Annotated in this window: 13 protein-coding genes and 1 pseudogene; 8 read left to right on the top strand and 6 right to left on the bottom strand. The window is 61.2% G+C overall.

Going from position 1 to position 12,896, the window contains the following annotated elements; all coding sequences use genetic code 11:
- Positions 1-44: 44 nt before the first annotated feature.
- On the top strand, positions 45-1,235 hold the full coding sequence (locus BST14_RS12225) for a 4-hydroxybenzoate 3-monooxygenase (RefSeq protein WP_083064741.1): 1,191 nt from the start codon (positions 45-47) through the stop codon (positions 1,233-1,235).
- A 28-nt stretch (positions 1,236-1,263) separates the two neighbouring features.
- On the opposite strand, the pseudogene BST14_RS12220 reads toward BST14_RS12225, so the two are convergent.
- The 3 genes and pseudogenes from BST14_RS12220 to BST14_RS30930 form a co-directional block, all read right to left on the bottom strand.
- A pseudogene (locus BST14_RS12220) lies at positions 1,264-1,891 on the bottom strand (MBL fold metallo-hydrolase).
- A gap of 23 nt (positions 1,892-1,914) precedes the next feature.
- Positions 1,915-3,000 (bottom strand): S-(hydroxymethyl)mycothiol dehydrogenase, encoded by a 1,086-nt coding sequence (locus BST14_RS12215; protein WP_083064740.1) that lies wholly within the window; start codon positions 2,998-3,000, stop codon positions 1,915-1,917.
- Between the two features lie 133 nt (positions 3,001-3,133).
- Positions 3,134-3,880, bottom strand: coding sequence for an IclR family transcriptional regulator (locus BST14_RS30930; RefSeq protein WP_083064739.1), 747 nt, complete (start codon positions 3,878-3,880; stop codon positions 3,134-3,136).
- An 84-nt stretch (positions 3,881-3,964) separates the two neighbouring features.
- Between BST14_RS30930 and pcaH the strand changes: the two genes are divergently transcribed.
- The 4 genes from pcaH (at position 3,965) to pcaC (ending at position 6,976) form a co-directional block, all read left to right on the top strand.
- On the top strand, positions 3,965-4,741 hold the full coding sequence (gene pcaH / locus BST14_RS12205; RefSeq protein ID WP_438502153.1) for a protocatechuate 3,4-dioxygenase subunit beta: 777 nt from the start codon (positions 3,965-3,967) through the stop codon (positions 4,739-4,741).
- Positions 4,734-5,291: a protocatechuate 3,4-dioxygenase subunit alpha gene (pcaG, locus tag BST14_RS12200; RefSeq protein WP_142279378.1), complete on the top strand. Its 558-nt coding sequence runs from the start codon at positions 4,734-4,736 to the stop codon at positions 5,289-5,291. The genes pcaH and pcaG overlap by 8 nt, the downstream gene beginning before the upstream one ends.
- Positions 5,288-6,517, top strand: a complete 1,230-nt coding sequence (locus BST14_RS12195; RefSeq protein ID WP_083064737.1) for a lyase family protein — start codon at positions 5,288-5,290, stop codon at positions 6,515-6,517. The genes pcaG and BST14_RS12195 overlap by 4 nt, the downstream gene beginning before the upstream one ends.
- A gap of 69 nt (positions 6,518-6,586) precedes the next feature.
- Positions 6,587-6,976: a 4-carboxymuconolactone decarboxylase gene (pcaC, locus tag BST14_RS12190; RefSeq protein WP_083064736.1), complete on the top strand. Its 390-nt coding sequence runs from the start codon at positions 6,587-6,589 to the stop codon at positions 6,974-6,976.
- A gap of 223 nt (positions 6,977-7,199) precedes the next feature.
- Here pcaC and BST14_RS12185 read toward each other — a convergent pair whose 3' ends face one another.
- From BST14_RS12185 to BST14_RS12175, 3 genes are all read right to left on the bottom strand, one after another.
- On the bottom strand, positions 7,200-8,144 hold the full coding sequence (locus BST14_RS12185) for a PDR/VanB family oxidoreductase (RefSeq protein ID WP_083064735.1): 945 nt from the start codon (positions 8,142-8,144) through the stop codon (positions 7,200-7,202).
- A gap of 88 nt (positions 8,145-8,232) precedes the next feature.
- Positions 8,233-9,339, bottom strand: coding sequence for a Rieske 2Fe-2S domain-containing protein (locus BST14_RS12180; RefSeq protein WP_158085867.1), 1,107 nt, complete (start codon positions 9,337-9,339; stop codon positions 8,233-8,235).
- Positions 9,340-9,552: 213 nt separating this feature from the next.
- Entirely contained in the window at positions 9,553-10,455 is a 903-nt protein-coding gene (locus tag BST14_RS12175; RefSeq protein WP_083064733.1) for a LysR substrate-binding domain-containing protein, read from the bottom strand.
- 279 nt (positions 10,456-10,734) lie between these two features.
- Here BST14_RS12175 and pcaD point away from each other — a divergent pair, with 279 nt between their 5' ends.
- The 3 genes from pcaD to BST14_RS12160 are packed head-to-tail and all read left to right on the top strand — an operon-like array spanning position 10,735 to position 12,835.
- A complete protein-coding gene (gene pcaD, locus BST14_RS12170; protein WP_083064732.1) occupies positions 10,735-11,505 on the top strand; it encodes a 3-oxoadipate enol-lactonase in 771 nt (256 codons plus the stop codon).
- Complete coding sequence (locus tag BST14_RS12165; protein ID WP_083064731.1) at positions 11,502-12,275, top strand: CoA transferase subunit A; 774 nt, start codon at positions 11,502-11,504, stop codon at positions 12,273-12,275. Before pcaD ends, BST14_RS12165 begins: the two co-directional genes overlap by 4 nt.
- Positions 12,275-12,835 carry a 3-oxoacid CoA-transferase subunit B gene (locus BST14_RS12160; protein WP_083064730.1) on the top strand — a complete coding sequence of 187 codons (561 nt, stop codon included), beginning with the start codon at positions 12,275-12,277 and terminating at the stop codon, positions 12,833-12,835. Before BST14_RS12165 ends, BST14_RS12160 begins: the two co-directional genes overlap by 1 nt.
- Positions 12,836-12,896: the final 61 nt, after the last annotated feature.

Raw genomic sequence — 12,896 nt, 5'->3', positions numbered from 1 at the left:
CACTGCTCAGGTTGTCGTACCCGAATATAAGACACTTAGGGCCTATGCGCGCCCAAGTCGCAATCATCGGAGCTGGGCCAGCCGGTATGCTTTTGTCGCACCTGCTGGCCGCAGAAGGCGTCGAGTCTGTCATCGTCGAGACACGCTCGCAAGAATATGTTCTGGCCCGCATCCGCGCCGGCATCCTGGAGCATTCAGCGGTTCAGCTGCTACGCACCGTCGGGTTAGGTGGCCGCCTCATTGAGCACGGCATGGAGCATAGAGGTATCTACCTTCAGACCCCAGGCGAACGTCACCACGTGGACTTCGTCGATCTGGTGGGCCGCTGCGTGTGGGTGTACGGACAGACCGAACTTCAAAGGGATCTCGTGGCCGCGCGGACGGCCGCCGAGCAACAAATCTATTATGAAGTAGACAAAGTCGCCGTGCATGACCTGACGACCGAACGTCCATTCATCACCTTCACATCCAGCGACGGGTCGTCGCAACGCCTAGTCGCCGATGCCGTGGTCGGCTGTGATGGCTCTTTCGGCCCAAGCCGAGCTGCCATTCCTGGCGAAGTGAAACAGGTGTGGGAGCGCGCTTACCCATACTCCTGGCTCGGCGTGCTGGCCGATGTTCCCCCCTCGACTGACGAACTCATCTACGCGTGGCATCCGGATGGTTTCGCGATGCATTCGATGCGCTCCCCAGACGTGAGCCGACTATACCTGCAAGTGCCCAACGACACAGACATCAACGATTGGACCCATGAGCGCATTTGGGATGCGCTGGCGCACCGACTGGGCGATGGCGTGAACGGCTGGTCGCTGCAACAAGGACGGGTTAGTGCGTGCAGCGTGCTGCCGATGCGCAGCTATGTGCAGACACCGATGCGCTATGGCCGACTCTTCTTAGCAGGCGACGCCGCCCACATCGTTCCCCCGACCGGGGCCAAGGGGCTCAACCTAGCGATTGCCGATGTCGCACTGTTAGCTCCTGCGCTTGCCGCCCTGGTGATCAAGGGGGATAGCGAGCTGGCCGATAGGTACTCCGCGACCGCACTGCGCCGCGTCTGGCGCTGCACACACTTCTCGTCATGGATGACGAGCATGCTGCACATCAATGGCGACCCGTTCGACGCCGAGCTGCAGCTTGCGCAATTACGTTCGATCTTCTCTAGCCGGGCCGCGTCGGCGGCACTCGCCGAAAATTATGCGGACTTATCTCTGGTGGAAATCGGTAGTGATATCTGACCGCAACACCAAAGCGGCCCACGCGTTTTCAGTAGCCTCGCGCGATCCACTCTTCGAGGAACGGCGCTTCTCCTCCTATGCGCGTCGACGGGCCATGCCCGGTGTGGACCCGCGTTTCGACGTCCAGGCTGAAAAGCCGTTCGCGTATCGAGGAAATGATCGTTGGGAAGTCCGAATATGACCGGCCTGTTGCACCGGGGCCGCCTTCGAACAAGGTGTCACCCGAGAAGATTGCCCCAGCCTCGGGCAGATGCAGACAGACTGAGCCCGGTGAGTGGCCCGGAGTATGGAGCACGCTAATTTCAGTGCCGGCAAAGCCGATACGCTGGCCATCGTGCAACGGCATGAACGCCGCGTCACCGTGCACGGTCTGCCATAACATGGTGTCCGCGGGGTGAAGCAAAACTGGCGCGTGCACCTTTTTTGCTAGCAATTCAGCAACGTTGACGTGATCGTTGTGCCCGTGGGTGCAAATCACAGCCGTCACTGCACGTGTTCCGACTGCCGCTCATGACGTCAGCGTCATGAGCGGCGTCGATGATCACAACGTCGTGATCGCTGCCCAAAATCCAGACATTGTTCTCCACTTCCCACGTGCCGCCGTCCAGGCAGAATGTGCCAGCGGTAACAAGTTTTTCAATGCGAAGTCCAGCCAGCTCGGCCACGACGGTGCTTGGGTTCACAGCACAACCACCGAACGCAGGACCTGTCCGGAATGCATTGCCTTAAAAGCGGACTGGATGTCGTCGAGCCCAATCCTCTCACTCACAAACTTTTCGAGCGGCAACCTACCCTGCAGATACAGATTTACCATTGTGGGAAAATCACGCTCGGGCAGGCAGTCGCCATACCATGACGACTTCAACGAACCGCCACGAGAGAAAAAATCGACTAACGGGATGTCAAGTCGCATGTCCGGAGTAGGCACGCCGACCAGCACGACAGTCCCGGCCAGATCGCGCGCGTAAAAGGCCTGCTTCCAAGTTTCGGGTCGCCCCACCGCATCTATAACGACGTCGACGCCGTATCCGTCGGTAATCTCCCGAATCGCGTCGATGGTGTCCATGGCGGCCGCGTTGACAGTGTCCGTGGCGCCGAAATCTTTTGCCCACTCCAGCTTCTTCGCGTCTCGGTCGATTGCGATGATCGTTTTCGCGCCGACCAGGCGGGCACCCGCAATCGCCGCATTACCCACACCGCCGCACCCGATCACCGCTACAGAATCGTCGCGGTCCACCGCGGCGGTGTTGATCGCAGCACCCAGCCCTGCCATCACTCCGCAACCAAGCAATGCAACCACCGCGGGGTCGGCGACCGGATCAACCTTTGTGCACTGGCCTTCGTGCACCAGCGTCTTCTCGGCGAATGCGCCGATGCCCAACGCCGGCGTGACCGCCGTGCCGTCTGTCAATGTCATCGGCTGAGAAGCGTTATAGGTATTAAAGCAATACCGTGGCCGGCCACGCTTGCAAGCACGACATTGTCCGCATACTGCCCTCCAGTTCAACACAACGAAATCGCTTGGTGCTACATGGGTTACGGCATCACCCACGGTCTCGACAACTCCGGCAGCCTCATGCCCCAATAGGAACGGATACTCGTCATTAATGCCACCTTCGCGATAGGTCAGGTCGGTGTGGCACACGCCGCACGCCTGTACGCGTATGACGACGTCGTTCCCGACCGGGTCGGGAACGACGAGTTCGACACGTTCAGTGGCGGAACCCTTAGATCGGGCGATGATTCCCGCGACGGTGCTCGGCATAGTGATCCTCTGAGAGAGCTTGCGTTCGATCAGTGAACGCAAGCACTGTCGCCTGGTATCCCTCCCAGCGCAAGATGGGCTTTCCGCTGGTTGAAAACAGCCTACGACGATAGCTCTACCCGCGCCGCCACCGTCATCGCACTGTGCGCGAAATACCCCGTGCGGCAACATGTAACGCAGCTACCAGACGGGCACGATCACGCTTGAGTGTAGGTACCACTAGCCCCAGTGCCGCCACGACATCGGCGCCTTGGAATACCGGTACTGCCACCGAACACGCGCCCATTGTCATCTCCTCCGACGTTGTCGCATACCCATCTCGGCGCACCCGCACCAACTGATTGCGCATGATTCCGGTGTGCACGACAGTATGGGGTGTCACACGCACTAAATGCGCAAGAACGTATTGCTGCACTTCCTCCGGAGCGTAGGCCAACAGCACCTTACCCACTCCGGTGGCGTGCAGGGGTAGTCGTGAGCCGATGTAGCTGACGACGGGCACTGAGGCATGTCCGGACAACCGATCCACATACAGCACCTCGTGTCCATCACGGACTGCCAAATGTACGGTAGCCAAAGTCGCGCCGTAGAGGTCGTGCAAGAACGGTGACGCCACCTCCCGCAACCCCGTCTGCAGCGGCGCCAAAAGTCCTACGTCCCAAAGCCTTCGGCCAATCACATAATGCCCAGACGGCAGGCGCGCTACGGCACCCCAGTCGTACAGTTCACCCAGCAACCGGTGGGCGGTGCCGATCGGGAGGTCTGCGCGGCGAGCCAACTCCGTCAACGTCAGCTGCCGGTGGCGGCTGTCGAACGCGGCGAGCAGCGCCAAGGCTCGCGAGGCCACGCTTATCCCCGGCCGCGAACTATTACCCGCCATGGCTGCCCGTCGCGCCTGCTCGATCTTCCACTGAGCAGAATAATACTCTCGGGTCGATGCAGGCCGATGGCTACCTTGGCGTGCATGCAAATGCAGGTCAAGATGACGGGACTCGTTACGCAAGAGGACATCTGCGAAGAGATCAGCGCCATCGCCACGATGGATCACTCTGGGCCAGCCGAAGCGCAACCCCGGCTAAACTATTGGCCCTACCGGAGCAGCGTCTTGCGTCACCCCCGCAAAAACCTACCGATCGTCGATCCCGAGGGGGTTGAGCTGTGCGCGCCGTGCTTCGGTGCCGGCGACGTCAGCCCGCTTGATGCGGACCTCACAATCGGTCATGCAGGAGCGCCCATCGGCGAACGCGTTGTAATCACCGGATCGGTCACCGACAGCAGTGGCCGCCCAGTCGCCAATCAACTCGTCGAGATCTGGCAGGCCAACGCCGCAGGCCGTTACATTCACCAGCAGGACCAGCATCCAGCACCCCTAGATCCCAACTTCACCGGAGTTGGCAGATGCATCACTGGCCCCGATGGAAGCTATCAATTCATCACCGTCAAGCCCGGGCCCTATCCCTGGCGCAATCACATCAACGCGTGGCGGCCTGCCCATATCCATTTCTCGGTGTTTGGCACGCGGTTCACCGAACGACTTGTCACTCAGATGTATTTTCCCGGCGACCCGCTGTTTCCGCTGGACCCGATTTGTCAGGCGGTCACTGATCCGGCCGCCCGAGCCCGCCTCATCGCGGTGTACGACCACGCACTTTCGCGTCCCGAGGTCGCGACGGGCTACCGCTTCGACATCGTCCTGGATGGAAGTCGTCGCACACCGATTGAGACCACCCACCGTGATTGAATCGAACGCAACCCCCGGTCAGACCGTCGGACCGTTTTTTCACTGCGCTCTCCCCTACACCGGTGATAACCTACTACTGCCCGCAGGGCACCCGCACGCGATCCGCTTATACGGGACCGTCTATGACGGTGAGGGCCAAGGGATTCCCGACGCACTAATCGAGCTGTGGCAGCCCGACACCGATGGCGCAGTCGTCCAACAGACGGGATCGTTGCGCCGCGACGGCTGGGAATTTACCGGGTGGGGCCGGTCGGCCACCGACGCGGCTGGAAACTACAGCTTCACCACGAAGGTCCCGGGAGTCTGCGGCGACGGCCGAGCGCCGTTCTTCGCCCTCACCGTGTTTGCGAGAGGCTTGCTTGACGCCCTTTTCACCCGCGCCTATCTGCCACACGGCGACATTGGTGCGGACCCGCTGCTAAGTGATCTCGACGTAAAGCGTCGCCAAACGCTCCTTTGCGCCGCGCAGCCTGACGGCTACCGCTTTGACCTCCACCTCCAGGGTGTCGCTGAGACGGTATTCCTGCGATACAACGCAACCCACTCATGACCAATCTGCTGTGGCCGGGAGATGATCGTGCAGGGCTGATGGTCAGCGATGCGGCGGTTTGGGCTGCGATGCTTCGTTTCGAGTCGGCGTGGCTGGCAGCGCTGGCCCAATGTGGCCTAATTCCCGCAACCTGCACAGACTGCAAATTGGCTTCACTGGTTGACGACAACGACCTGGAGCACATCGCCAGGTCCGCTGAACGCGGGGGCAATCCGGTGATTGCCTTGGTGGCGCTCCTGCGCCGACGCGCACCTGAACCAACCCGAGCATGGATTCACCGCGGCTTGACCAGTCAAGACGTCATGGACTCAGCGCTTATGCTGACGCTGCGGGATGCCTTAGCGCAACTACGCGCCGGTTTGGGTAGCCAGCTCAGCCGCCTCCATGATCTGGCTTTCGAGCATCGCCGCACCCCGATGGTCGCACGCACACTTACCAAGCACGCCGTGCCGACCACCTTTGGCGTCAAGGCAGCGGGCTGGCTATCCGGGGTCTGCGACGCCGCCCGCCGCGTCACACGCCTGTCCACACCGGTTCAGATCGGCGGAGCCGCTGGGACATTGGCCGCAAGCACCGAACTCGCCGCACTATTGCGTGGTTCGGAACATGCGACCGATGTAGCGATACGGCTGTGCGTGCTTACGGCCGATGCCGTCGGATTACAGCACCGTCCCCCTTGGCACACCAGTCGCGGACCCATCACCGCAATCGGCGATGCGCTAGTCAGCTGCACCGACGCCTGGGGTCGCATCGCGACCGATGTCCTCATCTTGAACCGGCCCGAAATCGGCGAAGTCGCCGAAAAAGTTGTTACTGGCCGTGGCGGTTCATCCACCATGCCCGAGAAGCACAATCCCGTGCTCTCGGTGCTTATTCGGCGCGCTGCGCTGACAAGCGCCCCCCTCGCGTCGGTCCTGCATAGCGCAGCCGGGCTCAGTGAGGACGACCGATCCGCCGGCGCATGGCACGCGGAGTGGGATACCTTGCGCACCCTGGCCAGGCGGACCCTCGTCGCCTCATCCCAGGCGACCGAACTGCTGAACGGCCTTGAGGTCAACGCTGAGCGAATGGCTGCCAACCTTGAAATGGCGGCGGTTTCCGGCGAGCAGAATGCCATTGCCGCACTAACCGAGAAGCCACCATCGCCAACATACTTCGGCACTGCCGACCAGCTAATCACCGCAGCGCTGGACCGGGCTCGGTGTAATCTCAAGGAGCTTGCGTGAAGCTATCGCCGATGCCGCGCACTAACCCCGGCGAATCACCTCCACTGCATCCATACAAAGGAAGCCGCAATGACTGACCTTAACGATCGCTACATCAACGGAATGCGGATGCGCCGCACTGTATTAGGCGACGCCCACGTCGATAACGCCATCGCCCATACTGTCGAGTTCACTGATGATTTCCAACGGCTAATCACCGAATACGCGTGGGGATCCATCTGGACGCGGCCCGGCTTGGATCGGCGGTCTCGGTCGATCATCACCCTTACGGCGTTGATCGCCCGTGGGCATCAAGACGAACTGGCTATGCATCTTCAGGCCGCACGCCGAAACGGATTGACTGCCGACGAAATCAAGGAAGTCCTTTTGCAGACGGCCATCTACTGCGGCGTGCCGGACTCTAACATTGCCTTCCGCATTGCTCAAAAGGCCCTCTTTTCCGACGAGGGCAACGTATGACAATGCTGTGCGGCCACGCCGGGCCATCCAGATAACCAAGCGATTCATTCGAATTCTTAACCAGCACAGGCAAAGCCGATCTGGCGACAAATTGAGTTAGACGCGTGCCGATGCCGTCCGGTCGGGAGCTCAGTCTCGCGCAGCCGACTAAAATCAAGGCACTATTGGTGTTGGCCGATCACGTTAGGTGCCGCGAACCCGGCTCGTGGCCCGCATGTCCAAGCTATAAGTCGAGAACGACCGTCTCACCAGACGCGGCCCGGGAAACGCAGACCATCATGGTCGAGTTCTCATCTTTCTCTTCGTCGGTGAGCAAACTGTCGCGATGGTCTATAGCGCCGCTGATGACACGTGTCTCACACGTTCCGCAGACCCCCTCTTCACAGGAGGACAAGACATCTATCCCATTCTCCCGCAGCACCGACAGAGCCGACCGATCCGCTGGGACACTGAACCTCTCGCCAGTAGATCCGATCTCGATGAAAAACTGCTGCGCCTCACCGGCAGTTGGTGACGGGTCGGCCTGAAAGCGTTCCACATGCAAGGCGCCTTCGGGCCAAGCCCGGCACCGCTCTTCGACGGCGGTGATCAGCGAAGACGGACCGCAACAGTAGATTAAGGTATCCGGCGTAGGGTCCCCAATCGCGCTGTCGAGGTTGAGGTACCCCAGGGAGTCCTGCGGGTGGACTACGACACCCTGCCCGTTCTTGGTGAGCTCGTCGAGGAATGCCATCGATTGGCGGGTGCGCCCACCGAAATGCAATGTCCAGTCCGCGCCTGCATTCTCAACAGCGGCGATCATAGGCAGAATCGGCGTGATACCAATTCCTCCCGCGATAAACCGGTACCGCGGCGAGGGTTCAAGTGCAAAATTGTTCCGCGGGCCACGTATACACAGCTTGTCACCAGCACGAATCTGAGTGTGAACATAGCTCGATCCACCTCGCCCGTCTGGCTCCAGCAAGACAGCGATCCGCCATGTTCGGCGATCGCTTGGGTCGCCACATAGCGAGTACTGCCGGATAAGTTCCGCCGTAAGCACAACGTCGATATGGGCGCCGGGCGCCCAGGTTGGGAGGTCGGAGCCATTGGGATTTTGTAGCAACAACGTCACTACACCGGCAGCAGCGTCCTTCCGTTCGGCGACCACAACTTCGAATTCGTCCACAAAAACCTCTCACCGTCGGGACGTAGCGCTTGAACGATACAAACATGGCCCGACGCCGTCGCAATACGATATCCAGCGGCTACCCGAACTACGATCTCTCCGCTTTGGCTTTCCGCTCGGTTGCGGCGAGTCGATGCAGTGTTCGGCGGATGCGTAGAGCCGCAACATCTCCCGCGCAACTGTGCTCCCGCACCCCAGAACGATCGTCGGTCTCTGCGTACTGCTGAATCTTCCCTACAGCGAACTCGTCATCGAGGAAGATAGTGGACATAGTGTTAGCCCAAGCCTCCTCGCCGGAGATTATCGGTGTGTTCTGCCAATACGCCCACCACTGGTGCGTCTCGTGGCCATTGGCCGGCGTAATGGCGTGAGGGACAATGACTTTGCGAAGCTTCGTCTCAGTCCCAGCATCGAGCGGGTCGTAGAACTCGATACCGCAAGCGTAGCCCGGCGTTAACACACGCGCTTCCGTCCGCCGGCGGATCGGAACCTCAGGATCATCACCTCCATTGCCCGCGAACATCCCCATGACATCGTCCCACTCCTTGTAAAAGCCCACCGCCGTGTCCTTGAACTGCGCTGGAAAGTCGCTGGGCTTGAGCAACTCAAGCTTCGCATTGGTAAAGCCTTCGCCTCCAACGCCATGGAGGAACTGAAGGTGAGTCAGATCGAGCAGATTCTCCAAGACCAGCGAGTAGTTCCCATCGTTGTGGTAATAACCCGACACGATCGCTCCACCCTCAAGCTCCGGCCACGCCACCAAGTCCTCATCGGCATCCTCGGGGTTGTCGCCTGTCCAGATCCACACAAACGGGCCACGATGGACCGCCGGATACTTGCGCACCCCGACTCCCCGCGGCTGACCGCCACCGGGCATCAACGTGCACCGCCCCTCAGAATTAAACGTAAAGCCGTGGTACTTACACCTGATGCTGTCGTCATCTAAAAGCGTGCTCGCCGACAGCGGGAAGCGCCGATGCGCACAGCGGTCATCGAGGACAATCAACTCGCCCTCGCGGGATTCATAGAAGCACAGGGGTTCGCCCAGGATCCACCGCTGCTTAAGAGTCCGATCGAACTCATGACGAAAACCAATGACATACCACGAATTACGCACCAAAGGCGCCAGCGCGTCTTCGGTACTCCGTGATGCAGACGTTTGCTGGGATGATCCCGCAGCAGATGTGATAGTCAACCTACCGTCCCTTCTATGTGTTTTGCCGGCAACGGTCAAAGTCCAACCGGCACGACATCGACACCCCGGAAGTGTGTGTAGGCCTCAGATTAATTACGTGATGCGATTTGGAACACAGCCTCTGTTCCGCCCAGCGGAACCTTACCGAAATTCGTTCAAAGGTTGGTCACGCCGCCAATGAGGGGCGCTGCCGACCTTTTCTCGCGGTGTGGCTCAATTTCTGCTTCCGTCCTGTCTCGCGACCCGCCTGAGCATTGAAAGCGTATTCTCGAGCAGCGGCGAGTTCGCGATAGCCAACCACCCCGCCGCCAGGTCCACGCCAAGGAGATCCGGTAGCAACGGTCGGTAACAAACCCCGGCGATGCCGAGCGCCTTCGTCGGCCCGGGAACGATAGCCACGCCGAGGCCGGCGGCGACAAGTGTTACCAGTGTCGACGTCTCCGCTACCTCGTGGCGAACCCGCGGCACGAAACCCGCATCCGCACATACCGCCGTCAGGACGCTGTTCATCACCGATCGGCCGCGGCCGGCGTGGGCGATGAACCACTCATCACCGAGGTCCGCAATAGTGAGCACCTCGCGCGCAGCTAACCAGTGTCCTTCGGGCAAAGCCGCGATCAGACGATCACGCCGGATCATCTCCAACTGCACGCCCGGCTGCTCGACCGGCGGGCGCAAAAGCGCGAGATCGATGTCGCCGGCTAGCAGTGCGGTGACCTGAGCGGGCGCCAGCATGTCGCCGCGCACGCTCACTTCGATGCCCGGCAATTCCTCACTGAGGACGCGGACCAGCCGCGGCAGAAGCGAGTATGTCGCCGAGCCGACGCATCCAATGGCCAGGTGACCTTCCTCTCCATTAGCGATGCGGCGCGCTTGTCCTTTCGCCTCTTCTACCGCATCGAGGATCCCCGCTGCTCGCTTTAGGTAAGCCTGGCCGGCCCGGGTGAGCTCGACTTTGCGGGTGGTGCGGATTAGCAGGTCAACTCCGAGCTCGGACTCGAGTTGACGAATCTGCTGGGATAGCGGCGACTGTGCGATGTGGAGCCGCCGGGCGGCTCGGCCGAAGTGGAGTTCCTCGGCGACGGCCCGAAAGTAGCGCAGATGCCGCAACTCCATATATTAGGATCCTAGGCCTCTCAATCAGCAACAAATATGTATTTCTACATGTTATGGCAGGTCACTAGATTGATGGAATGGCCGCTGGCTTGGATGTCGTGGGAACCTCCCATTCGGTGCACCCTCACGTGGGAGTGAGGTCGCGGCGCACACCGCATTTTCGGCGCCTGCTCTGCTGCGATGAGGCTGTATCAAACCCTTTCGCGCAGCTGGGCGGGGTCAGGGCAACGTCGACGACGTGATCCTGGGCAATCGTTACGGTAAAGGCACGACAGCCTCATGAGCGCGGTCGAGGTCGAGGCGGTCGTCACCGGCCGTGTCGAATCCCCTGTGGTGGTGCTATGCAACTCGCTTGGATCGACATACCACATATGGGATGCTCAGCTCGCCGCGCTTGCGGACCGATTCCGTGTCATCCGGTACAACACTCGCGGGCACGGCGACTCCCCAATTCCATCGGGGCCGTGGGTGCTTGACGACCTGGCCGACGACCTTGTTGCCCTGCTCGACCGGCTGGACGTCGCAAAGGGGCACCTCGTGGGACTGTCACTGGGCGGGATGACAGCTATGCGCGTCGCCGCGCGTAACCCCGAGCGGGTCAACCGGATGGCAATCCTATGCAGTGCTGCTCGGCTGCCGCCTGCCGCCGGTTGGACCGAGCGGGCCGCGACGGCCCTTAACTTGGGGACCGTCGCCGTCGCGCCGGCCGTCGTGGCACGCTGGTTCACTCCTGCGTATCTGGCAGCGAATCCCCGCATCCGGGAGACACATGAGGCGATGGTCGCAGCCACCCCGTCCTGCGGTTACGCCTTGTGTTGCGAAGTGATCGCTGCGCTCGACCTGCGTGCAGACCTCGTTGCGATCAAGGCGCCGACGTTGGTCATCGCCGGGGCGGACGACCTGGCTACTCCGCCGGCCAAGCTCCGGGAAATCGTCACTGCCGTGCATGACGCACAGCTGCTGGTGGTTCCTCGCGCGGCGCACCTAGCCAACGCAGAGCGACCCGACATCATCACCCCCGCACTGATTAACCACCTGGAGCGGTCATGACCCTCAACAAACTGATCGGATCGGCCGCTGAGGCGGTCGCAGATGTCCCGGACGGGGCGAGTCTAGCCGTGGGCGGTTTCGGACTCGTAGGCATCCCGATGTTCCTGATTGAGGCTCTGCTAGAGCAGGGCGCCTCGAACCTAACGACCGTGTCAAACAACTGCGGCACTGACGGCGCCGGGCTGGGCCGGCTCTTGGAAGCGCGGCGGATCAGCCGGGTGGTCGCGTCTTATATCGGAGAGAACAAGGAGTTTGGAAGGCAGTACCTGGGCGGCGAGCTGACGGTGGAGCTCACACCGCAGGGCACCCTGGCCGAACGTTTGCGCGCCGGCGGCAGCGGGATCGGCGCGTTCTTCACGCCGACGGGCATCGGCACGCTAGTCGCCGACGGCGGCCTACCGTGGCGGTACCACCCGGACGGACACATCGCAATAGCCTCCCCGCCGAAGGAGGTGCGAACGTTTGGAGGTAAGCAGATGGTTCTGGAGGAGTCGATCGTCACGGACTACGCCCTTATTCGCGCAGCGGTGGCCGACCCGGCCGGAAACTGCCAATTCCACGCCGCCGCGCGCAATTTCAACCCGCCAGCGGCCATGTCTGGGCGAATCACAATCGTCGAGGCCGAGCGGGTCGTCGAGGTCGGCGACCTGCATCCGGACGCAGTCCACTTACCTGGGGTATTCGTTCAGCGCATTGTCCCGCTCACTCCGGAACAGGCCGCCCAGAAAGACCCCGAGAAGCTTACAACGCGGCAGAGGAAGAAGGCGTGATGACCTGGACTCATGACGAGATGGCCATGCGAGCTGCGCACGAGCTGAGTAACGGCGCCTATGTCAACCTCGGGATCGGCCTGCCGACGTTGATCCCCGACCACCTTCCCAACGGGTCTGACGTCACGCTGCACGCTGAGAATGGCATCCTTGGCGTGGGCCCGTTCCCCTACCCGGACGAGGTGGATCCTGACTTGATCAATGCCGGCAAGCAGACAGTGTCGGTAATCTCTGGAGCGTCGTTCTTCGACTCCGCGACTAGCTTTGCGATGATCCGCGGTGGCCACGTCGACGTTGCGGTGTTGGGTGCGATGCAGGTTGCGATGAACGGTGACCTGGCCAACTGGATGGTGCCTGGGTCGATTGTCAAAGGAATGGGTGGGGCGATGGACCTAGTTAGTGGCGCACGCCGGATAATCGTGCTGACTGAGCATGTGACAAAGAAGGGGGAGGCGAAACTGGTGTCAGCCTGCGACCTGCCGCTTACCGGCCGCGGCGTGGTCACCCAAGTGATCACCAACCTTGGAGTTTTCGAGGTCGCTGGTGACCGCGCTCGCTGAAATTCCCCTCTGACGCTTATCGAAATTCCCCACCCGTGTGGCTCCGCCGAGAAGGGCGGGC

It is taken from the genome of Mycobacterium arosiense ATCC BAA-1401 = DSM 45069 (genome assembly GCF_002086125.1).
Lineage (GTDB): Bacteria > Actinomycetota > Actinomycetes > Mycobacteriales > Mycobacteriaceae > Mycobacterium > Mycobacterium arosiense.
The sequence above is the reverse complement of the archived record's forward strand: the minus strand, read 5'-3'. Positions and strand labels throughout refer to the sequence as shown.